The organism is Pseudomonas sp. 43NM1 (assembly GCF_002836905.1).
Classification (GTDB): domain Bacteria; phylum Pseudomonadota; class Gammaproteobacteria; order Pseudomonadales; family Pseudomonadaceae; genus Aquipseudomonas; species Aquipseudomonas prosekii.
This window is the reverse complement of the sequence record NZ_MKGS01000172.1, coordinates 1-26,186: the sequence shown is the minus strand read 5'-3', so window position 1 is coordinate 26,186 and position 26,186 is coordinate 1. Positions and strand designations below refer to the sequence as shown.

27 protein-coding genes and 1 pseudogene are annotated in these 26,186 nt (G+C 60.0%); 21 read left to right on the top strand and 7 right to left on the bottom strand.

Annotated features, from left to right (window positions below):
- Positions 1–93: 93 nt before the first annotated feature.
- Positions 94–1,044 carry an AraC family transcriptional regulator gene (locus BI292_RS21690; RefSeq protein WP_101209116.1) on the top strand — a complete coding sequence of 317 codons (951 nt, stop codon included), beginning with the start codon at positions 94–96 and terminating at the stop codon, positions 1,042–1,044.
- Positions 1,045–1,062: 18 nt separating this feature from the next.
- Here BI292_RS21690 and BI292_RS21685 read toward each other — a convergent pair whose 3' ends face one another.
- Positions 1,063–1,461 (bottom strand): helix-turn-helix transcriptional regulator, encoded by a 399-nt coding sequence (locus tag BI292_RS21685; protein ID WP_101209115.1) that lies wholly within the window; start codon positions 1,459–1,461, stop codon positions 1,063–1,065.
- A gap of 214 nt (positions 1,462–1,675) precedes the next feature.
- On the opposite strand from BI292_RS21685, the gene BI292_RS21680 reads away from it, so the two are divergent.
- The 3 genes from BI292_RS21680 to BI292_RS21670 all read left to right on the top strand — a co-directional run bounded on the left by BI292_RS21680 (position 1,676) and on the right by BI292_RS21670 (position 4,925).
- On the top strand, positions 1,676–2,500 hold the full coding sequence (locus BI292_RS21680) for an alpha/beta fold hydrolase (protein ID WP_101209114.1): 825 nt from the start codon (positions 1,676–1,678) through the stop codon (positions 2,498–2,500).
- Positions 2,501–2,737: 237 nt separating this feature from the next.
- Positions 2,738–3,868, top strand: coding sequence for an alkene reductase (locus tag BI292_RS21675; RefSeq protein ID WP_101209113.1), 1,131 nt, complete (start codon positions 2,738–2,740; stop codon positions 3,866–3,868).
- Between the two features lie 97 nt (positions 3,869–3,965).
- Positions 3,966–4,925 carry a LysR family transcriptional regulator gene (locus BI292_RS21670; RefSeq protein ID WP_101209112.1) on the top strand — a complete coding sequence of 320 codons (960 nt, stop codon included), beginning with the start codon at positions 3,966–3,968 and terminating at the stop codon, positions 4,923–4,925.
- Between the two features lie 39 nt (positions 4,926–4,964).
- Here BI292_RS21670 and BI292_RS21665 read toward each other — a convergent pair whose 3' ends face one another.
- Both BI292_RS21665 and BI292_RS21660 read right to left on the bottom strand, forming a co-directional pair.
- Positions 4,965–5,405 (bottom strand): TspO/MBR family protein, encoded by a 441-nt coding sequence (locus BI292_RS21665; RefSeq protein WP_092280414.1) that lies wholly within the window; start codon positions 5,403–5,405, stop codon positions 4,965–4,967.
- A 147-nt stretch (positions 5,406–5,552) separates the two neighbouring features.
- Positions 5,553–6,143 carry a TetR/AcrR family transcriptional regulator gene (locus tag BI292_RS21660; protein ID WP_101209111.1) on the bottom strand — a complete coding sequence of 197 codons (591 nt, stop codon included), beginning with the start codon at positions 6,141–6,143 and terminating at the stop codon, positions 5,553–5,555.
- A gap of 166 nt (positions 6,144–6,309) precedes the next feature.
- On the opposite strand from BI292_RS21660, the gene BI292_RS21655 reads away from it, so the two are divergent.
- The 3 genes from BI292_RS21655 (at position 6,310) to BI292_RS21645 (ending at position 8,408) form a co-directional block, all read left to right on the top strand.
- Complete coding sequence (locus BI292_RS21655; protein ID WP_101209110.1) at positions 6,310–7,050, top strand: SDR family NAD(P)-dependent oxidoreductase; 741 nt, start codon at positions 6,310–6,312, stop codon at positions 7,048–7,050.
- A gap of 54 nt (positions 7,051–7,104) precedes the next feature.
- Positions 7,105–7,599: a nuclear transport factor 2 family protein gene (locus BI292_RS21650; RefSeq protein WP_101209109.1), complete on the top strand. Its 495-nt coding sequence runs from the start codon at positions 7,105–7,107 to the stop codon at positions 7,597–7,599.
- Positions 7,600–7,679: 80 nt separating this feature from the next.
- Positions 7,680–8,408, top strand: coding sequence for an SDR family oxidoreductase (locus tag BI292_RS21645; protein ID WP_101209108.1), 729 nt, complete (start codon positions 7,680–7,682; stop codon positions 8,406–8,408).
- 16 nt (positions 8,409–8,424) lie between these two features.
- Here the strand turns inward: BI292_RS21645 and BI292_RS21640 are convergent, their stop codons facing one another.
- The gene (locus BI292_RS21640; RefSeq protein WP_092280420.1) at positions 8,425–9,315 is read right to left on the bottom strand and encodes a bestrophin family protein; all 891 of its coding nucleotides are present in this window, start codon (positions 9,313–9,315) and stop codon (positions 8,425–8,427) included.
- A gap of 509 nt (positions 9,316–9,824) precedes the next feature.
- Here BI292_RS21640 and BI292_RS21635 point away from each other — a divergent pair.
- The gene (locus BI292_RS21635) at positions 9,825–10,193 is read left to right on the top strand and encodes a DUF6124 family protein (RefSeq protein ID WP_092280422.1); all 369 of its coding nucleotides are present in this window, start codon (positions 9,825–9,827) and stop codon (positions 10,191–10,193) included.
- A 71-nt stretch (positions 10,194–10,264) separates the two neighbouring features.
- On the top strand, positions 10,265–11,596 hold the full coding sequence (locus BI292_RS21630) for a hypothetical protein (RefSeq protein ID WP_101209107.1): 1,332 nt from the start codon (positions 10,265–10,267) through the stop codon (positions 11,594–11,596).
- 1,091 nt (positions 11,597–12,687) lie between these two features.
- Here BI292_RS21630 and BI292_RS21625 read toward each other — a convergent pair.
- Positions 12,688–13,113 (bottom strand): hypothetical protein, encoded by a 426-nt coding sequence (locus BI292_RS21625; RefSeq protein ID WP_101209106.1) that lies wholly within the window; start codon positions 13,111–13,113, stop codon positions 12,688–12,690.
- Positions 13,114–13,323: 210 nt separating this feature from the next.
- Between BI292_RS21625 and BI292_RS21620 the strand changes: the two genes are divergently transcribed.
- The 3 genes from BI292_RS21620 (at position 13,324) to BI292_RS21610 (ending at position 15,867) form a co-directional block, all read left to right on the top strand.
- On the top strand, positions 13,324–13,590 hold the full coding sequence (locus BI292_RS21620; RefSeq protein WP_256592719.1) for a hypothetical protein: 267 nt from the start codon (positions 13,324–13,326) through the stop codon (positions 13,588–13,590).
- Between the two features lie 224 nt (positions 13,591–13,814).
- Positions 13,815–15,170 carry an MATE family efflux transporter gene (locus BI292_RS21615; RefSeq protein WP_101209105.1) on the top strand — a complete coding sequence of 452 codons (1,356 nt, stop codon included), beginning with the start codon at positions 13,815–13,817 and terminating at the stop codon, positions 15,168–15,170.
- Positions 15,171–15,270: 100 nt separating this feature from the next.
- The gene (locus tag BI292_RS21610) at positions 15,271–15,867 is read left to right on the top strand and encodes a TetR/AcrR family transcriptional regulator (protein WP_371918746.1); all 597 of its coding nucleotides are present in this window, start codon (positions 15,271–15,273) and stop codon (positions 15,865–15,867) included.
- Positions 15,868–15,896: 29 nt separating this feature from the next.
- On the opposite strand, the gene BI292_RS21605 is transcribed toward BI292_RS21610, so the two are convergent.
- Both BI292_RS21605 and BI292_RS21600 read right to left on the bottom strand, forming a co-directional pair.
- Positions 15,897–18,623 (bottom strand): glycoside hydrolase family 3 protein, encoded by a 2,727-nt coding sequence (locus tag BI292_RS21605; protein WP_178076612.1) that lies wholly within the window; start codon positions 18,621–18,623, stop codon positions 15,897–15,899.
- Entirely contained in the window at positions 18,620–18,862 is a 243-nt protein-coding gene (locus BI292_RS21600) for a hypothetical protein (RefSeq protein ID WP_178076611.1), read from the bottom strand. The genes BI292_RS21605 and BI292_RS21600 overlap by 4 nt, the downstream gene beginning before the upstream one ends.
- Positions 18,863–19,426: 564 nt before the next feature.
- On the opposite strand from BI292_RS21600, the gene gspE reads away from it, so the two are divergent.
- The 9 genes and pseudogenes from gspE to BI292_RS21555 all read left to right on the top strand — a co-directional run.
- Positions 19,427–21,121, top strand: coding sequence for a type II secretion system ATPase GspE (gene gspE / locus BI292_RS21595; RefSeq protein WP_101209102.1), 1,695 nt, complete (start codon positions 19,427–19,429; stop codon positions 21,119–21,121).
- 2 nt (positions 21,122–21,123) lie between these two features.
- On the top strand, positions 21,124–22,326 hold the full coding sequence (gene gspF, locus BI292_RS21590) for a type II secretion system inner membrane protein GspF (RefSeq protein ID WP_101209101.1): 1,203 nt from the start codon (positions 21,124–21,126) through the stop codon (positions 22,324–22,326).
- 10 nt (positions 22,327–22,336) lie between these two features.
- Complete coding sequence (gene gspG / locus BI292_RS21585) at positions 22,337–22,762, top strand: type II secretion system major pseudopilin GspG (RefSeq protein WP_101209100.1); 426 nt, start codon at positions 22,337–22,339, stop codon at positions 22,760–22,762.
- A 2-nt stretch (positions 22,763–22,764) separates the two neighbouring features.
- A complete protein-coding gene (locus tag BI292_RS21580; protein ID WP_101209099.1) occupies positions 22,765–23,202 on the top strand; it encodes a GspH/FimT family pseudopilin in 438 nt (145 codons plus the stop codon).
- Entirely contained in the window at positions 23,199–23,567 is a 369-nt protein-coding gene (locus BI292_RS21575; RefSeq protein WP_101209098.1) for a prepilin-type N-terminal cleavage/methylation domain-containing protein, read from the top strand. Before BI292_RS21580 ends, BI292_RS21575 begins: the two co-directional genes overlap by 4 nt.
- Positions 23,564–24,169 carry a prepilin-type N-terminal cleavage/methylation domain-containing protein gene (locus BI292_RS21570; RefSeq protein ID WP_101209097.1) on the top strand — a complete coding sequence of 202 codons (606 nt, stop codon included), beginning with the start codon at positions 23,564–23,566 and terminating at the stop codon, positions 24,167–24,169. Before BI292_RS21575 ends, BI292_RS21570 begins: the two co-directional genes overlap by 4 nt.
- The gene (locus tag BI292_RS21565; RefSeq protein WP_101209096.1) at positions 24,166–24,888 is read left to right on the top strand and encodes a type II secretion system protein GspK; all 723 of its coding nucleotides are present in this window, start codon (positions 24,166–24,168) and stop codon (positions 24,886–24,888) included. Before BI292_RS21570 ends, BI292_RS21565 begins: the two co-directional genes overlap by 4 nt.
- Complete coding sequence (locus tag BI292_RS21560; protein ID WP_101209095.1) at positions 24,885–25,976, top strand: type II secretion system protein GspL; 1,092 nt, start codon at positions 24,885–24,887, stop codon at positions 25,974–25,976. The genes BI292_RS21565 and BI292_RS21560 overlap by 4 nt, the downstream gene beginning before the upstream one ends.
- Positions 25,966–26,186: pseudogene (locus BI292_RS21555) on the top strand (type II secretion system protein GspM); the annotation flags it as partial. The gene BI292_RS21560 and the pseudogene BI292_RS21555, both read left to right, overlap by 11 nt.

Sequence of the window (26,186 nt, the reverse complement as noted above, 5' to 3'; positions counted from 1 at the left end):
CTTGGCCTGCCGTTTTCGTCGTCTATGCTGATGACCTGGACCGAACTGGCATGGAGGCTGCCGTCTGCTGTCCGGGATCATTGAGGTGCGTCGATGGTGCAGTTGATCTGCTCGGAATTCGATGAGTTCGAAGAGGCTTTATACGGCGTGCAGGGCCGTTATGTGCTGCGCACGCGGCAGCAGCGCGATTGGCAACTGAACGTCGTCGACCTCAATGGCGTGGCGCTGATGAGCGGCCGCGAGGGCGCGGGCACGGTCTACACCGGGATCGGCCTGCCAGGTTACTTCAATATTTTCGTGCCGCTGACCGCGCACGAATCGACCGTGGTCGACGGCAATGCCTTCAACCGTCGGCGGGTCGGCTGGATGGTGCCGAACGCGATGTTTCACATCAACGCGAAGAGCCCGGCGAGTTGGCTGACGGTGGCGATGTCCTGCGAATTAGTGTTGCGCTGGGCGGCGATCCGCGAGGACGAATTCGACTTTTCGCTGCTGCATCGCAACCTGGTGAGCAATGCCCAGCGCCACCTCGGCCCATTGTTATGGCTGGCGCGGCGGCTGTTTCACATCGACGCCCACGCGCCGCGAGCGCTGCACACCGACGCGGCGGAGCAGGCCGCGCGCACCGAGGTGATGGACGTGGTGTTTCGCTTGTTGCTGCCGGTCGATCCGGTGCACGCGGCGCCGCGCCACAACCGCGACCACAAAGACATCCTGCGCCGCGCGCTGGAACTGCTCGACACCCTGGACATCCAGTCGGTGTACACCGAAGACATCTGCCAGGCGACCTGCGCGTCAGAGCGCACGGTGCGCAACGTGTTCAACGAATACCTCGGCATGAGCCCGCATCGCTATTTGATGATCCGCCGCTTGCACGCGATCCGCGCAGCCATCCGCCACGCCGGGCCGGAGGACACCATCACGCACATTTGCGCACGCTTCGGCGTGTGGGACTTCGGCCGGTTCGCCAGCCTCTATCGACAGTATTTCGGCACGCTGCCCGCGCAATCGCTGAAAGCCGCCAAGGCCTTGAGCCACTTATAGCCAGCCTCACGGCCCGCTTCACAGCAAGGTCCGCAACAGGGTTTTGCTTGGGTATTCGCCGAACAATTGGTGGTAATCGGCGGCCATCCGCCCGCTGTCGGAGAAGCCAAAGCGCAGGGCGATCTGGCTGACCGTTTGCGTAGTCGGATTGGCGATCGACAACGCCGCACGCACCAGGTGCAAACGACGAACATGCAGATAACGATTAGGCCCGACGCCGAACGCTTCCTTGAAAATCGAACGCAAGGTGCGCTCGCTGACCCCGGCCTGGCGGCACAGGTCGGACAGGCGAATCGGTTGCTCGTCGGCGCCTTGCAGCAGCTCCACCACCCTGGCGATGCTGGCCTGACGCTTGGCCTGCTGCCAGTTGATGCGAGGGCTGGTTGCGGTCGCAAGTGCAGGGTCCGGTGTGTTCATGTCGGCGCGTTATCTGCCTTGATTGACTTGCTCAAGCGTTGCGCCGAGCGCGAAACGGCACTACGTAAAACAGGCAAATTTGCAGCGATTGTTGTCGGCGCAACTTGCCGATTTTACGTAGTGGGCCGCCGCTGTATCTCACCATGCTGTGGCAGTTAATTGCCCGGCACCACGCCATGAACATCCGCCAAAACTCCCTGGGAGTGCAAAAACCATGAGCACCTTCACCACCCAAGACAACGTGGAAATCTATTACAAGGATTGGGGCAGCGGCCCGGTCGTGGTGTTCAGCCACGGTTGGCCGTTGAACGCCGACAGTTGGGAAGCGCAGATGTATCACTTGGCCGCCAACGGCTTTCGCTGCATTGCCCATGATCGGCGCGGGCATGGCCGCTCCAGTCAGCCGTGGGACGGCAATGACATGGACCATTACGCCGACGACCTCGCGCAGTTGCTTGATCACCTCGACGTCACCGACGTGACGCTGTTCGGTTTCTCCACGGGCGGCGGCGAAGTGGCACGGTACATCGGCCGTCACGGCACCGCGCGGGTGAAGAGGGCCGGGCTGATTTCGGCGGTGCCGCCGCTGATGGTCAAGACCGACGCCAACCCCGGCGGCCTGCCGGTGTCGGTGTTCGACGGCATTCGCCAAGGCCTGCTGGCCGACCGCTCGCAGCTGTTTATCGACATCCCGAGCGGGCCGTTCTTCGGTTACAACCGGCCCGATGCCAAGCCGTCGCAAGGCGTGATCAATGCCTGGTGGCTGCAAGGCATGCTCGGTGGCCATAAAAACACCCACGACAGCATCAAAGCGTTCTCCGAAACCGACTTCACCGAGGACCTGAAGAAGTTCGACGTGCCGACCTTGATCATCCACGGTGACGACGACCAGATTGTGCCGATCGACGCGGCGGGACGCGCCTCGGCAAAAATGATCAAAGACAGCCAACTGATCGTCTACGAAGGCGCGCCGCACGGCATCACCGACACGCACAAAGAACGGCTGAGCGCAGACCTTTTGGCGTTCGTGCAGTCCTGAAAATACAGCTCGATTTGGATCAAACGAAGCCGCTTACCCAGCGGCTTCGTTGCTGTCACCGTTACTGTCAGCGTTGCTGAAAAAGCAATAGTCATTTGCGATTCAGGCGGATTGTGGCTCTGCGTGCCTCCAGTTAGCATCGACGCAACTTCAACATTCAACACTTCCCAAGTGAGTTCGAGGCGGCGTAATCGGCCTTGCTCACAGCTTTCAATCCACTTATTCGCAGGTACTCAAATGTCGAAACTCTTCGAAGACTTCAACATGGGCGACATCACGCTGAACAACCGCGTGGTCATGGCGCCGCTCACCCGATCCCGTGCCCCGCACGACGTCGCTGACGAGCGCATTGCGCTGTATTACGCGCAACGGGCCACTGCCGGTTTGATCGTCAGCGAAGGCACGCCGATCTCCCGCGAGGGCCAGGGTTATCTGTTCAACCCGGGCATCTTCAGCGCCGAGCAAATCGCCGGATGGCGCCTGACCACCGACTCGGTGCACGCCATCGGCGGCAAGATGTTCGCGCAACTCTGGCACGTCGGTCGCGTTTCGCATCCGTCGATTCAGGAAGGTGGAAAACTGCCCGTGAGCGCGTCCAGCAAACGTCCGGTGGGTGCGACGGCGTTCGGTTATGACGCCGATGGCCAACCCGCACTGGTGGAACCGCCGGCGCCGCGTCAGCTGAACACTGAAGAGGTTTCGCGCATCGTCGGTGAGTTTGCCCAAGCGGCACAAAATGCGATTGAAGCCGGTTTTGACGGCGTGGAAATCCACGGCGCCAACGGGTATCTGCACGAGCAGTTTCTCAATCCGCTGGTGAATGACCGCACCGACCAATATTCCGCTGCCGAATTGGACAACCGTCTGCGCTTCACCCTGGAAGTGATCGACGCCGTGGTCGCCCGAATCGGCGCCGGGCGCGTGGGCATTCGCGTTTCGCCTTACGGGCAACTCTTCGACATGCCGTGGTACCCGCAAATCGACGAAACCTACACCGCGCTGGCCGCCGAAATTGGCGCGCGCAAACTGGCTTACGTGCATGTGATGGACCAATCCGGGTTCCCGGCGCCGGGTACCGAAGATGCCGGTGGCGGCCCAACGGATGCGTTTATCAATTTGCTGGCGGCGATGAAATCCAGGCTGGCGCAAACTGCCTTGATCCTCGCGGGCGGCATGACCCGCGCTCGCGCAGAAGACTTGATCAATGACGGCATGATCGACCTTGCCGCGTTCGGTACGCCGTTCATCAGCAACCCGGACCTGGTCGCACGCCTGAAAAACAACTGGCCGCTGACCGAAGCGCAACGCGCAACCTTTTACGGTGGTGGCGCCGAGGGCTACATCGACTACGCGCCGCATCAGGGCTAAGCGCCGGATCTTTGCTGGCCTGAGGTATCGACAGCCGTTACATTTGTAACGGCTGTTTTGCTGTTTCCGCCGAAAAACTTCCTGATGAGAGTTGCCCATGCACCTGAAAGCGCACCGCTACTTTGCAATGGTTGCCGTGACCGGCAGCTTCACTGCGACGGCGCGGCATTTTCAGGTGCCGGCCTCATCGGTGTCGCGTTTTATCGCCTCGCTCGAACGCGAGGTCGGCCAGCAACTGCTGTATCGCAACACTCGCGCGGTGAAACTCACTGACGCCGGCGAGCGCTATTACCTGCAAATCCGTGACGTGCTGGAATTGCTCGACGCCGCCGACGAAGAAATCATGGGCAAGGGCGCCGAAGCAGGAGGCCTGGTGCGGATCAACGCGCCGGTAGCGTTTGGCAGTTTGCACATCGTCAAACTGCTGAATGGCCTCTACGACAAATACCCGAAACTGACCGTGGAACTGACGGTCACGGATGCCTATATCGACCCGATTCAGGAGGGCGCCGACCTCATTTTTCGCGTCGGTCATCTGCAGGATTCCGGCTTGATCGGCCGCAAGATCTGCGATCAGCAATACGTGCTGTGCGCCAGCGCCGACTATTTGAAAAAACACGGCAAACCGAGCTCGCCGCAAGACCTGAAAAACCACGCCTGCCTGGTCTACAAAGGCACCGGCGGCGCCCAGCGCTGGTTTTTCCGCACGCCCGGCGACGGCCAATCTGGCAGTGAGGATGTCGAAATCATCGATGTGCACGGCCCGCTGCGCAGCAATAACGCGCAGGTATTGGTGGAAGCGGCGATGGCGGGGCGGGGAATTGTGTTTTTCCCGTCGTGGTTGTTCAGCCGCGAAAGCTTCGTCAATCAACAGCTGATTCGGCTATTGCCGCAGTGGCAAGGCTCGGTGGAGCAGTCGCCGAGCCAGATACATTTGCTCTCGCCGGAGAATCGCCTGCGTTCGCAGAAGGTGCGGGTGGTGTGGGATTACTTTCTGCAGGCGATTGGCACGCCGCCGTATTGGGATGATTTGGGTGATGGCACCCAGACTCGCTGAGAACGGCTTGCGGCGCTCCGAGGAGCGCCGCAATTGACCTCAGCGGTTGTTGCGCAAAATCGAAAAGTTCAACGCCGCCGCGACGCAGAGCCACGCCAGGTACGGCAACAGAATCAGCCCGGTGATGACATCCAGGCGCATCGCCAATACCACCATCGCCGCGACCACCAGCCACAGCAACGAGATGATCACCATGCCGGCGAAAATCCGGTGCGCGCCGAAAAACACCGGCGTCCACAAGGTGTTCAGCGCAATTTGCGCCGCCCACAACGCCAGCACCACTTGGCTGCCGGGTATCAGGCTCAAGCGATAACCGGCCCAGGAAATCAGCAAATAAATCGTCGTCCACGCCACGGGAAACAACCAATTGGGCGGGGTGAAGCGCGGTTTGATCAGCGCTTGGTACCACGGGCCGGGTTTGAACATGATGCCGGTGCTCGCCGCGGCACCGCAGGCTAGAAGGAAAACAAAAAAAGTCATCGTCTGTCCTTGGCTGAAATCAGCTGTCTGGGATTGAAGCCATGTCGGCCGTCTCAGGGTTGGAGGCCCAGTGCTGCAAAAAGGTCAGGACAAACGCATAGATTTTTCCGTGAGTCGCGGAAAACGCCTTGCAACGGCCGCCGCCGATCAGCCCTTGGCGGTGGCCAACTCGTGCGCAATCAAACGGCCGGTGGTTTGCGCCACTTCGATCAGGCGTTTGCGCGGCATGCCATTGCAGGCCGATGCCGACAACCCGCGCAGCGCCACGCTAATAAAGTCGGCGAGCGTCTGCGCATTGTTCGGATGGACCACTTGCAGATAGTCGTGGATAGCCTTTATGCCGCCATCGGCAAGCGCCTCGGCCATGCTCCGGGCGGTTTGATCGTCGGCGCGCAGGCCTTCGGTAATCATGCAGCCGCGCAGCGTGTTGTCCCTGCCGTACTGCTTGGCCGCCGCTAATAGCAACGCAGCCAGGGCTTCGGCTGGCGGTCGATCCGGCGCCAGCAACTTGTCCAGCGGCAGCGCATTTTCACTGGCGTAGCGCTGCATCGCGCGTTCGAACAGCTCGGCTTTGCTGCCATAAGCCGCATAAAAACTCGGTGGCTTGATGTCCATCGCTTCCACCAGATCCGTCAGGCTCACGGCATCGAAGCCACGCTCGTGGAACATCGCCTGAGCGATGGCGACGCCCGCTTCTCTATCGAAGGCGGGACGGCGTTGGCGGAGCTTGTCGTTCATGGTGACCTCATCGATTAGGCCAGCAGTGTAGCGAGCGCTACATATCAGAGCAATTACCAGCCATCCACAGAAACTCTATGTAGCGATCACTAAATATCTTGCATCCTGGCTTGACGCTATGTAGTGTCCGCTAAATAAATTTATCGGCACACACAGGAAAATCAGCATGCAATTTCAAGACAAAGTCGCACTCGTTACTGGCGGAGCCTCGGGTTTGGGCCTGGCCATTGCGCAGGAACTGGCCGGGCAGGGCGCTCACGTGGTGATTACCGGTCGCCGCCAGGCGCAGCTCGACGAAGCGCTGGCCAGCCTCGGTGATAACGCCAGCGCAATCGCCGCGGATGTTTCGAATGGCGCTGACTTGGACGCCTTGTTCAGTCAGATCAAGGCGCGTCATGGTCGCCTGGATGTGTTGGTCGCCAACGCCGGGGCCGGCGAACTGGCGCCGCTGGGTGAAATCACCGAAGCGCATTTCGACCGCGCCTTCAACACCAACGTCAAAGGCGTGACCTTCACCGTGCAAGGGGCGCTGACGCTGATGGGCAAGGGCGGCAGCATTGTGATCATCGGCTCCACCGCATCGATCAATCCCGGCCCGGGCCTCAGCGTGTACGGCGCGACCAAAGCCGCGTTGCGTGCCTTGGTGCGCAGTTGGGTGGTGGACATCAAAGGTTCCGGCGTGCGCATCAATCTGCTCAGCCCCGGCCCGGTCGATACGCCTTCGTTGCGCAACTTGCTCGCCGAACACGCGCAGGAAGTCATTCAGTCACTGAGCGAAAAAAGCACCCTGGGGCGCATCGGCCAGGCGCATGAAATCGGCCAGGCAGTAGCGTTCCTCGCCAGCGATGCCTCGAGCTACATCAACGGCGTCGAGTTGTTTGCCGACGGCGGCGCCTCGCAGATTTGAGTCAACACGACTCGACAACAGATTCCCGAAACGCTTTTACCTGGAGCAACAGCCATGAATGACAGCAGCCACACCCCGGATATCGTCGCGCGACTGGCGGCCGAAAGTGCAATTCATCACCTTCACGCCACTTACATTCATCGCCTCGACAGCGGTGATTTTGCTGGCGTCGCCGAGGTTTTGCAGCATGCGGTGATCCACGTGCTCGGCACCGAGGCTTCTACGCTGGAGGGGCTTCTGGGGTTTTTCGAAGCCGGTTTGCAAGTTCACGCCGATGGCACGCCACGCACCTGGCATTCGATTACCAATGTGCTGATCGACGTCGATCCGTCGGGCGTAACCGCCAGTTCGGCCAGTTACTACACGGTGCATCAGCAGATTGACGGCTTCCCGTTGCAGCCGATTTGCGCCGGCAAATACCTCGACCAGTTCGAACGCCACGATGGCCAGTGGCGCTTCAGCCGCCGCGAGGTGACGCTGCGTTTTGCCGGCGATCTGCAACACCACGTCAAAGGCGCGCAGCGCGACGCCGTGGCGCACACCGCGTAACAGCAAAAGATACGGCGCATGCTCGCTTGTTTTAAACAGCGTGCATGCGTGGTCGATTTTCTCCCAAACAAGGGCTCAACATGACGAACAAACGACAGGCGCTGGTCACGGGCGCCAATAAAGGCATTGGTCTTGCCATCGCCAAAGGCCTTGCCGAGGCTGGTTTTTGCGTGTGGCTCGGCGCGCGCGATCGGGTGCGAGGCGAGCACGCGGTCGCCGGTTTGCGCGATCTGGGCCTTGACGCAAAGCTGTTGGTCATCGACGTTGCGGATGAAGCGAGTGTGAATCACGCCGCCGCGTTACTTGCCGGCGAAATCGATGCGCTGCAGGTGCTGGTCAACAACGCGGGGATCGCCGCAGACATGAGCAAGGCGCCCAGCGAGGTGCGCATGCAGGACATGAAAGCGGTTTTTGAGGTCAACCTGTTCGGCCCCGTACGCGTGACCCAGGCGTTTCTGCCACTGCTGAAGGCCGGCGACCGCGCACGTATCGTGATGATGAGCAGCGGCGTCGGTTCGCTCACGTTGATCACCGACCCGACGTCGATTTATTCCAGCGTCAACCTGCTGGATTACACCGCGTCAAAGGTCGCGCTGAACGCGGTGACGGTGGCGTTCGCCAAAGAACTGCAACCGTTGGGCATCAAGGTCAACGCGGTCGAGCCTGGCCACGTGCGCACCGATTTGAACGGCAATTCCGGGGTCTTGACGCCGCAGGAGGGTGCAGCGACAGCGCTCAAGTTCGCTTTGATTGGAGATGAAGGGCCCACCGGTGGCTTCTTTGGCAGCCATGGCCGCCAGCCTTGGTGACAGGAATGAAAACGGCTCAACCAATCCGGTCATTGCCCAAGGAATCACGCTGCATCGACTGCAGGTTTTTCTCGATGGTTTCGCAGATCGCTTCCATTTGGATTTGATGTTCGCTGGAGCGAAACGGGCTTTGCAGGTCGGTGCCGATGCGTTCGATGGCCAACAGCATGAAACCGACCACGGTGGAGGCCAGCGGGGTGAACCAACCCAGCGACTCGACGAGGCCAACGGGCACGATCAGGCAGAACAGCGAAATAAACAGCCGTGGAAAGTAAACATAAGGGTAGGGCAGCGGCGTATTGGCGATCCGCTCCATGCCGCCCTGGCTGTTGGACAGTTCGACCAGCGTCGATTCCAGCCGCGTGAGGCGAATGCTGTCGAGCCGCCCGGCCTTGTATTCCAGGGCCAGCAGGGCGGCCGAGCCATTGAGCACGTCGTTGGCGAAGTTGTTGGTGGTGGCGCTGCGGGCGAATTCTTCGGCCGGGATGAATGCGCGAACCTCGTCCGGGCACGGCTCGCCCTTCAGGTGCGCGGCCAGGCAGTTCACGTAGGCGACGTGGCGACGCACCAGCGTCGACTTCATCGGGTTGATTTCGCCGTCGGTGTCGTCGAGCAATGTCAGCACTTGGCGGGTAAAACTGCGTGAATTGTTGACCATAGAGCCCCACAGCGTCCGCGCTTCCCACCAGCGGTTGTAGGCGCTGCTGTTGCGAAAACTGATCAGTACGATCAGCGCCGAACCCAGCAAAGTCAGGGGCATCAGCGGCAGGTTGATCTTGGTATTGAGGAACAGCATGTAGTCCATGGTGACCGCGATGTCCCACAGCAGCAGCCAGAACAAGGCCCAGCCGACATAGCCCATGGTTTTGATCATCAAGCGGTATTTTTCAACGATGGCAGCTTTCAAACAGGAACCTCGCGGCGAGCGGTAAGCATCAAGACCCTAGCTCGGACGCGGTTTGGTGGCGAAAGGTTCGCGATTGACTGTAATCAGAGGTGTCGGTCGTCAGGTTTTTCGGCGTCTGCCACGGGCCTGGTGGCTGTTTGCTGGCTTCTAAACATGTTTAGTGGAATCTGTTTGGCGACACCCGTTGAAACGTCCTGAAGACTACAAAACCTTGTGCCTTTGCCTACGGTTAAGACAGAATCCGCCGGCTTGTGCGCCTTGCTCTTGAGCCCTATTGTTTGCCTGCCACTGCTCATCAGTGGTCGGGTTTAGTAGCTCGAGAGTTTTAGTGAGGTGCATCAACTCTGTTCATTCAGGTATTTCGGTATCTGTATTTGATGGCAGTTGTGCGCAGGGCACCTTCGGGTGCGCCGGTTTTTGCTAAACCTCCCGGTCTACTAACCTGCGTACAGCTGCCACCCTTCTTTTAGTAGGGAATGGTTGCGGCCCTTCAATGAGGTATAGCAACTATGTTCAAAGTAACGCCGAATCCCCCGAATACCGGTCCAGTACCCTACGACGCCACTTTCGATCTCGATCCGCAAAAGATGAAAGTCGCGGCAGACCGCGCACTTGAGTACTACCTCAATCCCGGGGCGACGAAAACGCAGATAGCGCCACGCAAACCCAGCAACATTTTTGCCATCGACGCAGATGCGGACGACGAGACTTTACTCGTTGATGCGTGTGATGCGTTGGCCTCCGCCAGCATCATCGTCAACGACATGGTTGGCTTGACGGACAACCCGCGACGGCAAACGCTGCTGGTGCTGCAACGGGTAATTACGATGGGCGAGTTAGCGGTCAATCGGTTGCTGGATAACCACAAGCCTGGATAATTCAGGCCGGTGAGGGGGCTTGCTCCCTCACTACAGAATTGACGGATCAAGAAACGAAAAGGGATTTGCTGATGACACTCAAGGGCTTGTATCACTCAGTTTTGCGTAAGTTTTATTCCATGGCGGGTTCTTTGCGGTCGCGCAGGACGCCAAAGTTCAAGGAGTTTGACGTGCAATCCGCCATTCATGCGGTGTGTTCCGCAGACGATGTGTCGGACGCTTTTGAAATCTTCAAAGAAAACCTCGAGATTCTGCGTGATTGGCGGATTTTGTATGCCTGCACCGATGACAGAGGCTCCTTTAAAATCGGCCGGCGCAGTTTCGGCGCGAACGGGATTGTTTCGACCGCCATGCGCGGGCGTTCGCTGATAGTGCTCGATAAAGAGTTTGCAACTTCCTCCGCGCCTATTGGCTACCAGATCGGCTATGGCGTTTACGCTGACTCCAACGTAGCGACCTTCATCATGAAAGCGTCCTACGGCGTCTCCAACTCGAAGGACTTGCCTGCATTCATTTCTGGTATTCGAGAAGTGTTACCTCTGCAGGATCTTAAAACGCTCAATCCGTTTTATTACTTGTGGGAATGCCAAAGAAGTTGGGACGCCAAGACCCACGCGGCGTGCCGGGAAAATCTGGCGGCCATTATCGCGATGCATGACGATGACGATCCCCTGGGCGAGGGGTGGAGCGAACGGTTTCTGAGTCGCCATCGAGAAAAGTCAGAGTTGGCGGCGGACAAGATGATCGCAGCTTTCCTGACCGACGCACTGGCCGAGGAAACAGCGTCCAGATTGCTGTTGATCGAGGCGATGATTGTTCGCACAAAAATCATCGATGGCGCCTCGACAAAATCACCGGCGCACAAGCTCGTTGAACTCATAAAGTTCATGTGTGAAGAGCTGCACACCGTCATGGTCAGAGAACTGCGGATCTGCTCGGATATCCTTTTCAAAGGGAAAACCGGCTTGACCAAAAAACTCAACTCTATTGAAACCAAAAAGAAAGCGCATGCCGTGTTGCAGGGCTGCGTCTGGGACGTGTTCATGTTGAGAATAATGGATGACATGGCCACCCCTAAAGGCCTGCCGCTTGGCGCTGCCTATATTCCGACGCTGGTTTCCATGGATGGCGACATCACGGACATCATCCAGATGACCGAGCTGCGGGCGCTGGCCCTGTGCAGAAAAACCGGCAGGGCGTTTCCGTTTTTGGATGTGCAGTTAGAGGATTGGTTGATCGAGCGCATCGGGATGAAACGGGCGCAAGAGCTGAGGCCGCTATTCGAGCAGGGCGGTTTTGAAGCCCGAGCGAAAAACCGCAGCCTGGAACGCGTGAAGGAAATAGCGCTGCGCGACCGAAATCGCCTTCTCCATCCACAATCGCCTGCCAGCCAAGCCGGGTAGAAGCAACCCGGCCCCACAGGGTCAACCCCAATCCCTGTAGGAGCTGAGCTTGCTCGCGAAGGCGTCGGACCTGACACAACCGCGTCATCGTTCATCGCGAGCAAGCTTTGCTCCCACGGTGTTTGGGCTGATGCACCGCGTTATCGTTCTTCGCGGGCAAGCCTCGCTCCTACAGGGTCAACCCCAACCCCTGTAGGAGCTGAGCTTGCTCGCGAAGGCGTCGGGTCTGGCACAACCGCGTTATCGTTCATCGCGAGCAAGCTTTGCTCCTACAGGGTCAACCCCAATCCCTGTGGGAGCTGAGCTTGCTCGCGAAGGCGTCGGGTCTGACACAACCGCGTCATCGTTCATCGCGAGCAAGCTTTGCTCCCACGGTTTGGGCTGATGCACCGCGTTATCGTTCTTCGCGGGCAAGCCTCGCTCCTACAGGGTTAAACCCAATCCCTGTGGGAGCTGAGCTTGCTCGCGATGGCGTCGGGTCTGGCGCAACCGCGTTATCGTTCATCGCGAGCAAGCTTTGCTCCCACGGTTTGGGCTGATGCACCGCGTTATCGTTCTTCGCGGGCAAGCCTCGCTCCTACAGGTCAAACCCGGTTCCTGTAGGAGCTGAGCTTGCTCGCGAAGGCGTCGGGTCTGGCGCAACCGCGTCATCGTTTATCGCGAGCAAGCTTTGCTCCCACGGTTTGGGCTGATGCACCGCGTTATCGTTTTTCGCGGGCAAGCCTCGCTCCTACAGGGTTAAACCCAATCCCTGTAGGAGCTGAGCTTGCTCGCGAAGGCGTCGGACCTGACACAACCGCGTTATCGTTCATCGCGAGCAAGCTTTGCTCCCACGGTTTGGGCTGATGCACCGCGCTATCGTTCTTCGCGGGCAAGCCTCGCTCCTACAGGTCAAACCCGGTTCCTGTAGGAGCTGAGCTTGCTCGCGAAGGCGTCGGGTCTGGCACAACCGCGTTATCGTTCATCGCGAGCAAGCTTTGCTCCCACGGTTTGGGCTGATGCACCGCGTTATCGTTCTTCGCGGGCAAGCCTCGCTCCTACAGGGTTAAACCCAATCCCTGTGGGAGCTGAGCTTGCTCGCGATGGCGGTATCAGTGTTTCAGCGCATTGCACTCGTTGCGCAGGTCGCTGTTGCTGATGGTGCTGCAACTTTCGCCTTTGGTTTTGGCGTAGCAGAAGGTGCGCTGATCGCTGTCGCTGATGGTGCTGCAGCTCTCACCTTTGGTTTCCGCATAACACGTAGTGCGCAGGTCGCTGTTGCTGATGGTGCTGCAACTCTCGCCCTTGGTTTTGGCGTAGCAGTAAGTGCGCTGATCGCTGTCGCCGATGGTACTGCAGCTTTCGCCCTTGGTTTCCGCATAGCAGGCAGTGCGCAGGTCGCTGTTGCCGATGGTGCTGCAGCTTTCGCCTTTGGTTTTGGCGTAGCAATAAGTCCGTTGGTCGCTGTCGCTTATGCTGCTGCAACTGGCGTGGGCGTAACCGCTCAGCATCAATAACACCGCAATGATCAGTCTCATCTACCGCTCCATTGGCGTCAGGTCTGCCTGACGCTGATTATTCCAAAATGATGTTGTGTCGCACCGTGCAATCAAATTGACATCGCGATATGGATTAGTTCCGACAGCAAAAAAATTGAACCGCTTTTCCACGCGCTCGCCTAATGATCAGCTTGTGAATATTTGCGCAGGCAATTTGCCAATATCGGCATTTTCCGAGAGGTGATCAACGTGGCTAAAGACGACAAGAAAAGCAAAGACGACGCTTCGAAAGCCAGCAAAGAACTGAAGGACAAAAAGTCCTCGCCGGCGAAGAAATCAGCCGCGGCCTCGGCTCTTTCGAAGTCTTCCGAAAAGAAAGACAAGAAGGACAAGGAAGATAAGAAGGACAAGAAAAAAGACGCCGAACCAAAGAAATCTGCAAAAAAAGCTGATAGCAAGCCCGAGAAGGCCAAGAAATCAGAGAAGGCAGACAAACCGGCTAAAAAGAAAAAGTGACACCTGCTGTCAGCTAGGGCTTTACGCCCTAGCTTCCTCAAACAAGTAGCCGTCGATAGCTGTCAATTGCCGTAAAATCCCCCGCTTGCCAAGTCACGGCCCGGTTGCAATCATCTGCGCCAGCCCATACACCCAACAAAATCCCAACCCACGCTTTCAAGCGGCATGCCTTCGGTTCAGCAGCATGCCTGCGCAAGCCGTCGCCTAAACATTCGAGCATCAACATGACCACTTACCATGCCAGGTTCACGGAGGGACCCGTCGGCAGACATGTGTTGAACATGGCAGGCACCAGCGCACTGGGTTTGCTCGCGATTTTCCTCGTCGACATCCTGACCCTGATGTACGTGTCGATGCTCGACGACCAAAGCCTGCTGGCCGTGGTCGGGCTCGGCAAGACGCTGATGTTCATCAACAGTGCTTTTTCCGCCGGCCTGGTAATCGGTGCTGGCGCGTTGCTTTCCGAGCGGATTGGCCGACATGCCTCGCGGTCGCTGGCCCGGCTTACCAGCCATATGCTGATCATGGCGCTGGTGCTTTCGAGCACGATTGTCCTGCTCGAATTGCTGCTCGCGCAGCCGTTGGCGCGCTGGCTCGGTGGCGATCTCGCTGTTTACCAGGCTGCGCGGTTTTACCTGTGGACGGTGGTGCCCTCGAGCATTCTGATTGCGGCCACGCAGATGTGCGTGCAAATGCTTCGCGCGCAGGGTCAGGTGAGGCTGGCGCTCGCCGTGTTGCTGGCGGGGGCGGGGACGTTGGCGGTGGCCGATCCGCTGTTTATTTTCGGCCTCGGCATGGGCCTGGAAGGCGCCGGTATTTCCTGTCTGCTGGCAGCGGCTGTGTCGCTGACCCTCGGTCTGGTGCTGGTCAAGCGCCACATCGGTTTGTCGGCGCTGATCAATCTCAAATTATTGGCGCTGCACACGGGGCGCACCCTGCGCGTGGCACTTCCGGCGATGCTCGGCAATCTGGCCATGCCCGTGGGCATTACTTACCTGATGGTGGTGATGGCGGGCGTGGGCACGTCGGCGCTGGCCGGAATGGCGGTGGTTGATCGCATTCTGCAGTTTGGCTATTGCGTGTTTTTCGCCTTGCCGGGTGCGCTGGTTCCGGTGATCGCGCAGAACCTCGGCGCGGGGTGCGATGACCGGGTCAAGGCGATTGTGGTCTTTACCCGCCGCTGCGTCGTCCTTTATGGTGTGGCGCTGTGGTTTTGCCTGGCGTTGGCGGGGCCGTGGATTGCCGATTATTTTCATCTGGTGGACGCGGGGCGAGAGCTGCTGTTGGCGTTCTGTCGGATCGGCGCCGGGTTGTGGATTGTCTTCGGCCTGGATTTTGTCGCGCAGTCGATGTTCCTGACGATGGACCGCGCCTGGTGGGTGCCGGTGTTCGGCTGGATCCGCGGTACGCTCGGCACCCTGCCATTCGTGTATGCCGGCGCCGATCATTTTGGTGCCAGTGGCGCGGTACTGGGCATGTGGACCGGCAACTCACTGGTGGCTATCGCCGCAATCGTCACGGCGTCAGTGGTCTCGCGGCGTTACTTTGCCCAACGCACGCAGGCGCTTCATCTGCACTGAACCAACACCTTTTCAACGGATTTTTATGGCAGTCATGGACACTCAAAACCAATCGACGGATGCGCAGGGCCCCAAGCGTCGCCGCGCGCCTAAAGGCGAAATGCGCCGGATGGCGCTGCTCGATGCCGCCACTGAAGTCTTCGCCCGGGACGGTTATCTCGGCGCTTCAATGCGCGATGTCGCCGACATTGCCGGGATCACCACCGTCGGTTTGCTGCACCATTTTCCGAACAAAGTGGCGCTGTTGCGGGCGCTTATCGACCGTCGGGATGAACGGGTAGTCGCACGTTTCGGTGATCTGGCCACCGCGCCGACGCTGGAAGGTTTTTTGCAGTTTCTGCGATTGAGCATGAGTTTCAGCGTCGAGGATGCGTGCGAATGCCAGGCGTCCGTGATGATCAACACCGAAAGCCTGTCGGAAAAGCATCCGGCATTCCCCTGGTACAAAGACAAGTTCGACATGGTGCATGGGCACGCCCAGGCGCACCTTGGGTCTTTGCAGGAGGCGGGGGAGATTCGTCAGGAAGTGGACGTGAAGGCGCTCGCCCAAGAGATTTTCTCGATGATGGACGGGCTGCAAATCCAGTGGCTGAGAGGGCGGGCAGAGGTCGACGTGTTGAACGTGTTTGACGGCTATTTGCGCCGTCTCGCTGTTGATTTGAAAGCTGATTTGAAAGCTGATTTAAAACCTGAGTAGAAGGCTCATCCCTGAGCCTTATGCAACGGTCAGTACGTTTGCGTGGCCGATACTTGAACGGCTTTGCGCAGTGGCACTGGCAGCGGGTTACTGTCGCGGGTGGTCAATTGCTCCGGGTACAGCGTGATCAGCGTCTGGCTCAGGGCCAGATCTTCTGAATCAGTGCCGACGCGGATCTTGAACTTGCCGGCATCGACATTCCAGCTCGCGGTGTTATCCACGTAGTACGCCAGCGAACGCGAGTCGAGCGGGATGCTCACAGTTTTGCTCTCACCAGGCTGCAGATACACCTTGGTAAAGCCCTTGAGTTCTTTCTCCGGACGGTCGACCGCAGGTTTTACCGGCTGCACGTACAGCTGCGCCACTTCGAAACCGGCCTTGTCGCCCTTGTTGGTCACGGTGAACTTCACGTCAACCGTGGCGCCTGGCGTCAGCACGTTGCTCGACAGCTTCATGTCGCTGTAACCGAACGTGGTGTAGGACAAGCCAAAACCGAACGGGTAAAGCGGCTTGGCGTGTTTCTTGTCGTAGCCGCGATAGCCCAGGTACAGGCCTTCGCTGTAGGTCATCTCGGTCAGCGCATTGTCGCCGCGATAAGCCGCCGGGTCCGGATAGGATGCGTAGCTCGGGTTGTCTTCGATCTTCTTGTCGATGGTCACCGGCAGTTTGCCCGACGGGTTGACCTTGCCGTAGAGGATCTCCGCCAGCGCCTGGCCACCTTGCTGACCCGGGAACCAGGCTTGCAGGGTTGCGCCGACTTTCTTCGCCCATGGCTGCATGTCCGCGACACCGCCGCCGTGCATCACCACGATGGTGTTGGGGTTGGCTTTGGCGACGTGCTTGATCAGCTCCGCTTGTTGATCCGGCAGTTCATAACCGTGGTCGGAGCCTTCGCCTTCGTTTTCATAGTTGGTGCCGGCGGCCACCACGACGGCATCGTACTTCGACAAATCCGCAGGTGGACGCAGCGCCGCCCAGCTCATTTGCACGCCGGTGAGGCCGCCGAGTGCCGGGATGAAGTTGCCCTGGATACGCTGGTATTCGAGCTTGACCGTGTATTGCTTGCCGGCGACCAGATTGGCGGTCTTGCCGGAAGTCGTCAGCGCGTTGACCACGTCGGCGGAGTACGGCACGCCGTCGCTCTGCACTATCAGTTCATCGTTGACCCACAGTTTGTACGGGCCGTCCGCGCGAATCTTGAACACCTGAGGACCGGAGACCACAGGTTTGATGTTCGCGGTGAAACGCGCAGAGAAATTGCCGGCGGTCGGGCTGAAACCGGACACCGTAGTGGTGCCGTTGTTGGTTTCGTTGGTGCTGGTGGCCCAGTTCAAATTGACGCCCGGCTCGACACGCGTCTGCGCCGCAGTACCGGAGAAACTGGTGTTGGCGAAGTATTCAGCCTTGACCCCGGAGTTGCTGATGTTGCTGCTGCCGGTGGACGGCTGATACCACACCGAACTCTTCGGATTCAGGCTCATTTCGGACAGATAAGTAACGTTGGAGCTGCTCGACGCCAGTTGCTGCAAGCCGCTCAGTTCGGTGACGTAGCTGTTTGGTGGCGAGTTGGCGGTACCGAACGGCGAGGCCGGCGCCTGGTTCGCCCAGTCACCGATGACCGCGATTTTCGCCGATTTGGCCAGTGGCAGCAGCGGCTTGCCAGCGCTGGTTTTCTCGTTGCGCAGCAGGACGATTGCCTCACGCGCGGTGTTCAGCGAAGCGCGCGCACCGTACTCGGGGTGGTCGAGGGTTTTGGCGGTGTTGAGGTTTTCCTGGAAGTCGTAACTGACGATGGCGCGCAGGTTACGCTTGACCTTGTCGTCGATGACATTCTGGGTCAGTTGGCCGCTCCACACGTACGGCATCAGGTTGGCTTCGGTGAATTGCAGGCCCGACGGCATGTCGATGTCGGTGCCGGCCCACGCGCCTTTGAACGCATTGTGAATGGCATTGAAGTCGCTGATCACCGTGCCCTGATAACCCCATTCACCCTTGAGCACGTCGGTGATCAGGTGATGGTTTTCACAGGCGTAGTCACCGTTGACCTTGTTGAAACCACACATGATCGAGGCGACGTTGGCGTTCTTGACCATCGATTCGAAGCCCGGCAGATACATCTCGCGCAGGGTGCGTTCGTCGGCGACGATGTTGACCGCCTGCCGGTTGGCTTCCTGCTCGTTGGCCAGGTAGTGCTTGCCGCTGGCCTGGATGCCTTGGGCCTGGATCGCGTTGACGATGGCCGGGGCGAGTACCGCGCCGAGGAATGGATCCTCGCCACTGACGTATTCTGCCGAGCGACCGTTGAACGGTGTGCGGTACAGGTTCACCCCCGGCGACAACATCTGCTGGCCGCCGGAGATCTTCGTTTCATAAGCGATCGCCAGGCCGAATTCCTTGGCGCGGTTGATGCTCCAGGTTGCGGCGAGTGCCGATTGCGACGGGTACTGCGCGCCGAACGTGGCGTTATTGACGTGCACGCCCATCGACGAGTCGTATGCCGTGGTGCCCTTGATGCCCCACTTGAGCAGGGAAGGGATCATGTGACCGTCATTGACGCGGGTGAAGTTGATCTTTTCCGACAGGTTCATGTTGTCGAGGATCGAACTGACGCGCGCTTCGACTTCGTTGCCGGTGGCCGGCGTGACGGCGGCGAGCGCCAGGTTGGCCTGGACGATGCTGAAGGTCAGCACGCTCAAGCCCAAGGTGTGTTTAAAGGCTGACAAGGCAAAAGTCCTGTTGGCATGGGTCGGGTTCATGGCTGCTGCACCTGCGCGGGGGCGTCAGCGGTTTCCACCGGCGCATCGAGCATCGTCGCCACGCTGTTTTGCGTGGCGGGAGCGAGGTTGGCGGCGCCAGTGAGCTGGTCGCGTTTGGCCTCGATTTGTTCACGCAGTTGTTGTTCCGCGTTGCCGCCGTTCGCCGCTGAGGCATTGTCCGCCGCCATGGCGGGTAAACTTTGCGCGCACAAAAGTATTGCGCCCATAACGGGCGACATGATTCGAAGCATCGATCAATTCTCGGTTTGTGGAAGAGTCGTTATTGCACGATTGCAAACTTGCAGTCTGGAAGTCGCACATAAGTCCGAAGCATGCACATGAAAGTTCAATGCTCGCAAAACAAATTTTCCAAATTGGAAATGGGTGGGGAGAAAAGCGACGTTCGGGGGCCTTTTTCGATGGTGGCCAGTTGATAGTTTTCCAACGTGCGTGTTGAAAAAGTAGGTTTTCGCGGCGTTTCTATCCTAAAAATAGAAATTAAATTGATTTAAAACAGCGTTTTTTGCTTAGGGTGAGCAATATAAAATCACACGCTAAACCTAGTTGCAATTAGGTTTAGCGCTCTGATAAGCTTTCCCGGCAGTTACCTTTCTGCCTTTCGCATTCGCGTTCAATGGGGTGAAACATGACCCCGCGAATGCCATAGCGACATGTCAGCGCCAACTTTGGCAACTGTGCACCTTATTGATTATTCAATTATCGATTCATCGAGTGAAACGTCGTTTGGCGTTTCGCTTGTGGTGTCGTTAGTTGCTTGCGCCCAAGAGATAGTAAACAGTGTGATGCAACTTCCTTCGCAATCCGCAATATGCCAGTGGTTGATCGACAATGCCGAGGTCAAGGCCTCCGACGTCAATCGCGCACGCAAACTGTGCCTGGCGGAAAGTGATAGCGATGAGGAGGTGTTGCGCAATCTGCTGCGCCTGGGCAGCGTGCGTGACGATCAGGCAGTCGAGGCTTACGCGACGCTGCTCGGTGTCCCGCGTTTGGCACTCGATGAAGCGGCGTGGGGCATCGAGCCGTTGCCGATCGGCAGCGAGCGATTTTTGCGTCATCACGGCGTCGTTGCGGTGGCGACCGATAGCGCCACGGTCACTGTCGCGGCCAGTCCACCGCTGACGCAATACACTCTGGACGCAATGGGCTACTGCGCGGGCAAAACCGTGTTGTTGCGCGTGGCGACCGCCGCTGACGTCAACACGCTGATCGAACGTCTTTACGGCCAGGGCCGTAGCGCCATGAACGCGCTGATCGAGTCGCTGGACGATAACAGCGGCGCCGAGGACGATATCGAACACCTCAAGGACCTGGCATCCGAGGCGCCGGTGATCCGCTTGGTCAACCTGATCCTGCAATCTGCGGTGGAACAGCGGGCGTCGGATATCCACATCGAACCGTTCGAAAGCCAGCTGAAAGTGCGCTACCGCATCGACGGTGTGCTGCACGAAGCCGAGGCGCCGCCGTCGAGTTCTTCGGCGGCGATCATCTCGCGTCTGAAGATCATGGCGCGGCTCGACATCGCCGAGCGGCGCTTGCCCCAGGACGGCCGCATCATGCTGCGCATTCAGGGCAAAGAGCTGGATTTGCGCGTGTCGACGGTGCCCACCAGTTTCGGCGAATCGGTGGTGATGCGCCTGCTTGACCGGCGCACGGTGAGCTTTGATTTCCCCAGCCTCGGCATGGACGGCGAGCGCCTGAACACCTTCCTCGACGTGCTCGAAAGTCCGCACGGGATTCTGCTGGTGACCGGCCCCACCGGCTCCGGCAAAACCACGACGTTGTACACCGCGCTGTCCCGGCTCAACACCGCCGAGCGCAAGATCATCACGGTCGAAGACCCGGTCGAATATCAGCTCGAAGGCATCAATCAGATTCAGGTGAAACCGGCGATTGGCCTCGACTTCGCCAATGCGCTGCGCTCCATTGTGCGCCAGGATCCAGACGTGATCATGATCGGTGAAATGCGCGATCTGGAGACCTGTCGCATCGCGATCCAGAGTTCGTTGACTGGCCACCTCGTGCTCTCGACCCTGCACACCAACAGCGCAGCGGCGAGTATCACGCGCCTGCTGGACATGGGCGTCGAAAGCTACCTGATCGCCTCCACCGTCAAAGGCATTCTTGCCCAGCGCCTGGTGCGGCGCCTCGATCCGCAGACGCGAATTGCCTATGAAGCGCCGCCGGAAATGATCGCCGAGCACGGTCTGCAGCAGTTCACTAAGCAACGACCGATTTTGCTGTATCGCCCGGACACCGAGGCGCCCGGCGGCGGTTATCACGGACGTAGCGCCATCACCGAGCTGTTGGTGATGAACGAAGAACTGCGCTCGTTGCTGATGCGTCAGGCCGATGCCGCCACCCTCGAACAGGCCGCCCGGCGTGGTGGTCTTCGCACCTTGTATGAGGACGGTTTGCGTCAGGCAATCGCCGGCATCACCTCCCTTGACGAGGTGCTGCGCGTCACGCGCGGCGATTGATCATGATTCATTTCAAGTACCGCGCACTGGACGCCGACGGCGCCTCGAGACAAGGCAATCTGCAAGCCGCCGATGAGGCCGGCGCGGTCGCCGCACTGCAAAAACGCGGCTGGTTGATCCTCAGTCTGCAAGCGTGCGCCGGCAATGGCTTGAGTGCTTCCTTGCGGCGCAGCGCCATGCACGGCGCCGCGTTGGTCAGTTTCACCCAACAACTGGCAACACTGCTGGGCGCCGGTCAACCGCTGGAGCGTTCGCTGGGCATTGTGCTCAAGCAGGCCAGCGACCCGCGTCGCCGGGCACTGCTTGAACGTGTGCGCGAACAGGTCAAGGCCGGCAAGCCGTTGAGCCAAGCGCTCGAAGAGGAGCACGGGCAGTTTTCCGCTTTGTACATCAGCATGGTGCGCGCCGGTGAGGCGGGCGGCTCGCTGGAAAACACCTTGCGCCAGCTCGCCGATTACCTCGAACGCAGCCAGACGTTGCGCGGCGAAGTGATCAACGCGCTGATCTATCCGGCCTTTCTGGTCGTCGGCGTGCTCGGGTCGCTGGCGCTGTTGCTGGCGTATGTGGTGCCACAATTCGTGCCGATCTTTCGCGATCTCGGCGTGCCGATTCCGCTGATTACCCAGGTCATTCTCGCCCTCGGCGAATTCCTCAGCGCTTATGGCCTGCTGGTGCTCGCGGCTTTGGTGATTGTGGTGTGGGGCGTCGCCCTCGCACGTCGCGATCCGCAACGCCGGCAACGTCATGACCAGCGTGTGCTGTTTATCAAAGTCATCGGCCCATTGCTGCAGCGGATCGAGGCGGCACGCCTGGCGCGCACGTTGGGGACGTTGCTGAGCAACGGCGTGGCGCTGCTGCAAGGGATGATTATCGTCCGCGAGGTCTGCGGCAATCATGCCTTGCGCGCCCAGGTCGAGCAGGCCACCGAGCGGGTCAAGGGCGGCGGGACGCTGGCGCAGGCGTTCGGCGAGCAGCCGCTGCTGCCGGAACTGGCCCTGCAAATGATTGAGGTCGGCGAACAGGCCGGCAATCTCGACGCGATGTTGCTCAAGGTCGCCGAGGTTTTCGATGTCGAGGCCAAACGCGGCATCGACCGCTTGCTCGCCGCTCTGGTGCCCAGTCTGACCGTGGCCATGGCGGTGCTGGTCGCGGTGATCATGCTCGCCATCATGCTGCCGCTGATGAGCCTTACCAGTAACATTTGAGGAAAAAATCATGTCCCGTTCGAACGCTGCCGCCCGCCATCGGCAAGGCGGTTTCACTCTGTTGGAAATGCTCGCGGTGATTGTCTTGCTCGGCATTGTCGCCACCATCGTCGTGCGCCAGGTTGGCGGCAACGTCGACAAGGGCAAGTACGGCGCCGGCAAAGCGCAGCTGTCGAGCCTGAGCATGAAAGTCGAAAGCTTCGGCCTCGATGTCGGCAGCCCGCCGGGCAACTTGCAGCAGTTGCTGGCCAAACCGGCCAATGCGGTGGGCTGGGCTGGCCCCTACGCCAAGCCGTCTGATCTCAAGGACCCATTCGGCCACCCGTTCGGTTATCGATACCCCGGCGAGCACGGCAGTTTCGATCTGATTTTCTATGGTCAGGACGGTCAACCTGGCGGTGAAGGCTACAAGGCCGACCTCGGCAACTGGGAATGACCATGCTCGCCTTGCAGCGCTCGCGCGGCTTCACCTTGATCGAGCTGCTGGTGGTGATCGTCTTGATCGGCGTCAGCATCGGTTTGATCAGCTTCGGTGTCGGCAAGGGCCTGCAATCGGCGAAAGACCGGCAGGCGCTGACGCAATTGGTCCAGTCGCTGCGCGCCGCGCGGGTGCAGGCCATCGTCACCGGCCAACCGGCGCAGACGCGTTTTGATCTGCGCCACGCGCGGTTTCACGGCCCCGACCAAAAGGCCCACAGCCTGCCGCAGGATATGCACCTGCAATTGGTCACCGCCGAAGGGCTCGGCGCGGCGTTCGAGTTTTATCCGGACGGCGGATCGAGCGGCGGCCACCTGTTGGTGTCGCGCAACGACCAGCATTGGCGGATCGATATCAATTGGCTGACCGGCAACGTTCAGTTGCACGCGCTCAAGTGAACAGCCAACGCGGTTTTACCTTGTTGGAATTGCTCGCGGCGCTGGCCGTGCTGGCGCTGTGCAGCAGTGTTTTGGTGGTCGCATTCGGCAACGGCGCACGCGCCTTACAGCAAGTGCAGCGCAGCGACCGCTTGAGTCTGGTCGCGCGTTCGCTGATCGACGACGCCAGCGACCGCGCCTTGCAAGTGGGGCGCAGCGACGGCGAGTGGAGCGGGGTGCATTGGCAGATGGACGTGAGCCTGGTGCCCGGCGCCGCTGGGGCGGCCAATGCTTATCGGCTTGATCTGCACGTCAGCGATGGCGCTCGGCAAGCGCGCTACAGCACGTTGCAAGTGCGCAGCGCCGGCAGCGGGGCGGCGCGATGAAACGCCAGCAGCGCGGTTTCACCCTGCTGGAGGTGCTGGTGGTGATCAGTCTGCTGGGCCTGTTGCTGACGTTGATCGGCGCGGCGCTGTCCGGCGCCAATCGGGCGATGGCCAAGGCTGAACGCTATAGCAGCCGCCTTGATGAAGTGCGTTCGAGCGAGAACTTTTTGCGCCGCGCCATCGCTCAGGCGTTGCCGCTGGCGGCGGGGAAACCGGGGCAAGCGCAGTCGCCGATGTTTCAAGGCGACACGCAGAGTCTGAGTTTCTACGCGCCGCTGCCAGCGACCTTGGGCGGTGGTGTGTATCGACATCAAGTGAGTCTGGCGGATGGCCGATTGCAGGTGACCCTGGAGCGTTTGCAGGGCGAAGTCTTGCAGCCGGCGAGAGAGCCGCAAGTGCTGTTGCAGCAGGTCAAGTCAGTGCAAATCAGCTACCGCGGTCAATCGCCCTCAGGAGCCGGCAGGTGGCTGGATCATTGGCCGTGGCCCGGACTGTTGCCGCGCGCAGTGCGCATCGACGCGCAATTGGCTGGTGCGGTTGTCTGGCCGATGCAGGTTATTCGCCTGCGCCTGGACTTGTCCGGCGAGAACACGGCGCCATGAAACGTCAGCGCGGGGTCGCGCTGCTGCTGGTGCTGTGGGTGTTGGCGTTGCTCGGCACATTGCTCGCCGGTCTGGTGGGCTGGGTGCATTTGCAAAACCGCCAGGCGCTCTGGCAGCGCCAGCATTTACAGGGGCAATTGGCTGCCGAGGCGGGCATCGCTCTGGCGGTCATCGCCCAGCTCGATCGCGATCCGCAACGGCGCTGGCTGGCCGACCGCCAAGTGCACGCGCTGGGTTTTGCTGGAGCAGAACTGGCGGTCAGCCTGCGCAGTGAGCAGGGGCAACTGGATCTGAATGCGGCGCCTGCCGAGCTGATCGCCCGATTGTTACAGGCCTGCGGCGCCGCGCCCGCTGAGGCCCGACAACTGGCGCACGCGGTCGAGCAGCGGCGCGGCGAGGATCAGACGCCGCTGCGAATGGTTGAAGAGATGCGCGAAATACCCGGCATGACTCAGGCGTTGTACCAGCGAGCGGCACCCTATGTGACGTTATGGAGCGGGCTGCCGAGCCCGGACCCGCGCTTCGCGGCGCCGTGGCTGCAACGCACGCTGAATTTGCCGCGAGCACCAGCGACGGTGATGCCGGCCGGTTCGATCATCACCCTGAAAAGCCGGGCGACTTTGCCCGGCGGTTACACCACGACGCTGCGCGTCACCTTGTTACTGAATCCATCGAAGGAGGGCGCACGACCGTACCGGGTCTTGCGCTGGCAGGAATGAAGCAATTGATCTCAGCACCTCTGGCTCAGCGTTTTGCCCAGCTCAACGCCCGTTGGCACGGCCACTGGCGCGGCAGTCTTGGCCAACGTGTGTGGCAAGCGTGGTTGCAGGAATTGCGCAACGCATTGCCGGCGCGCGTGCAAAGCGCTGTTCTGCCGCGCCAGCGCGAGCGTCGCTTGAATTGGCCATTGCCCGATGTACTGCCTGACTGTAACGGCGAGCGGGTTGTGTTGCTTTTGCCTTACGCGATGGTACTGGCGCAACCGTTGAATCTGCCGCTGGCCGCCACTCGCGAACTGCGCAGCGTGGTCGGTTTCGAGCTGGACAAGTACACGCCGTTTCCGCGCGAGCACATGCACTTCGTCACGCGTGTGCAAAGCCGCGGGAAAACCCTGGCGCGGGTGCTGCTGGTGGCGATTGTGCGCGAGCGTTTGCAAGCGGTCCTCGAGCACTGCCAAGAGCGCGGCTTGCACCTGCACGCCATCGATTGTCGCGGTGCCGACGGCCAACCTCTCGGCGTCGATCTGTTACCAGACCAACACCCGCGTCAGGGCGCCAATCGCGGTCATTTGTCAGGTTATCTGGCGGTGAGCTGCGTCGGCCTGTTGCTGGCCTGCATGCTGATGTGGCTGGACGTTCGTGCTGATCGAGTCGCGGCGATGCAAGCGACGGTGGAGCAACAACGCGACGAGGTTCAGGCATTGCAAAAGCTGCGCCGCGAACTGGTCAACACCCAGGGCGCCGCGCGCTATCTGGCGCAACGCAAGAGCGCGCAACCGAGCGTGTCCAGCGTGCTGCTCGACCTCACCGGTTGCCTGGGCGCGGACACTTGGGTCGAGCAACTCGAGATCAGCGAAGACGGCGGCGTCTCGATCACTGGCCAGAGTGCCAAGGCCAGCGCGTTGATCGCTCGTGCGCAAAACTGCCAAACCCTCAGCGATGCGCAATTTCAGGGGATCATTCAGCCCGACGAACAGACCGGCAAAGAGCGCTTTTCTCTACGCGCGCATTTGCGCGCGCATTTGCGCGCGCATTTGCGCTCGCAGCCAGCTGCACAGCTGCGCAAGGAGCCCGCCGATGCGTCGTGATTTGACTGCGCGCGAACGTCGCGGCGCGGCGCTGATTGCGCTGGCGCTGACCCTGTGGGCGGCGTGGTGGTTGCTGGTGCAGAGCTGGTTTCTTGGCCCGCTGACGGACATCGAAACTCAGGCAGACAGCCTGCGTGAACAGCAGCAACGTTACGCCGGCGTATTGCAGCAGCGCGACGCGTTGCAACAACAGTTGCAACAGGCTCGTCG

Excerpts from the sequence above, each read along its gene's own strand:
- BI292_RS21690 (WP_101209116.1), top strand. The coding sequence starts at position 94 with ATGGTGCAGTTGATCTGCTCGGAATTCGATGAGTTCGAAGAGGCTTTA.
- BI292_RS21685 (WP_101209115.1), bottom strand. The coding sequence starts at position 1,461 with ATGAACACACCGGACCCTGCACTTGCGACCGCAACCAGCCCTCGCATC.
- BI292_RS21680 (WP_101209114.1), top strand. The coding sequence starts at position 1,676 with ATGAGCACCTTCACCACCCAAGACAACGTGGAAATCTATTACAAGGAT.
- BI292_RS21675 (WP_101209113.1), top strand. The coding sequence starts at position 2,738 with ATGTCGAAACTCTTCGAAGACTTCAACATGGGCGACATCACGCTGAAC.
- BI292_RS21670 (WP_101209112.1), top strand. The coding sequence starts at position 3,966 with ATGCACCTGAAAGCGCACCGCTACTTTGCAATGGTTGCCGTGACCGGC.
- BI292_RS21665 (WP_092280414.1), bottom strand. The coding sequence starts at position 5,405 with ATGACTTTTTTTGTTTTCCTTCTAGCCTGCGGTGCCGCGGCGAGCACC.
- BI292_RS21660 (WP_101209111.1), bottom strand. The coding sequence starts at position 6,143 with ATGAACGACAAGCTCCGCCAACGCCGTCCCGCCTTCGATAGAGAAGCG.
- BI292_RS21655 (WP_101209110.1), top strand. The coding sequence starts at position 6,310 with ATGCAATTTCAAGACAAAGTCGCACTCGTTACTGGCGGAGCCTCGGGT.
- BI292_RS21650 (WP_101209109.1), top strand. The coding sequence starts at position 7,105 with ATGAATGACAGCAGCCACACCCCGGATATCGTCGCGCGACTGGCGGCC.
- BI292_RS21645 (WP_101209108.1), top strand. The coding sequence starts at position 7,680 with ATGACGAACAAACGACAGGCGCTGGTCACGGGCGCCAATAAAGGCATT.
- BI292_RS21635 (WP_092280422.1), top strand. The coding sequence starts at position 9,825 with ATGTTCAAAGTAACGCCGAATCCCCCGAATACCGGTCCAGTACCCTAC.
- BI292_RS21630 (WP_101209107.1), top strand. The coding sequence starts at position 10,265 with ATGACACTCAAGGGCTTGTATCACTCAGTTTTGCGTAAGTTTTATTCC.
- BI292_RS21625 (WP_101209106.1), bottom strand. The coding sequence starts at position 13,113 with ATGAGACTGATCATTGCGGTGTTATTGATGCTGAGCGGTTACGCCCAC.
- BI292_RS21615 (WP_101209105.1), top strand. The coding sequence starts at position 13,815 with ATGACCACTTACCATGCCAGGTTCACGGAGGGACCCGTCGGCAGACAT.
- BI292_RS21610 (WP_371918746.1), top strand. The coding sequence starts at position 15,271 with ATGCGCCGGATGGCGCTGCTCGATGCCGCCACTGAAGTCTTCGCCCGG.
- BI292_RS21605 (WP_178076612.1), bottom strand. The coding sequence starts at position 18,623 with ATGAACCCGACCCATGCCAACAGGACTTTTGCCTTGTCAGCCTTTAAA.
- BI292_RS21600 (WP_178076611.1), bottom strand. The coding sequence starts at position 18,862 with ATGTCGCCCGTTATGGGCGCAATACTTTTGTGCGCGCAAAGTTTACCC.
- gspE (WP_101209102.1), top strand. The coding sequence starts at position 19,427 with ATGCAACTTCCTTCGCAATCCGCAATATGCCAGTGGTTGATCGACAAT.
- gspF (WP_101209101.1), top strand. The coding sequence starts at position 21,124 with ATGATTCATTTCAAGTACCGCGCACTGGACGCCGACGGCGCCTCGAGA.
- gspG (WP_101209100.1), top strand. The coding sequence starts at position 22,337 with ATGTCCCGTTCGAACGCTGCCGCCCGCCATCGGCAAGGCGGTTTCACT.
- BI292_RS21580 (WP_101209099.1), top strand. The coding sequence starts at position 22,765 with ATGCTCGCCTTGCAGCGCTCGCGCGGCTTCACCTTGATCGAGCTGCTG.
- BI292_RS21570 (WP_101209097.1), top strand. The coding sequence starts at position 23,564 with ATGAAACGCCAGCAGCGCGGTTTCACCCTGCTGGAGGTGCTGGTGGTG.
- BI292_RS21565 (WP_101209096.1), top strand. The coding sequence starts at position 24,166 with ATGAAACGTCAGCGCGGGGTCGCGCTGCTGCTGGTGCTGTGGGTGTTG.
- BI292_RS21560 (WP_101209095.1), top strand. The coding sequence starts at position 24,885 with ATGAAGCAATTGATCTCAGCACCTCTGGCTCAGCGTTTTGCCCAGCTC.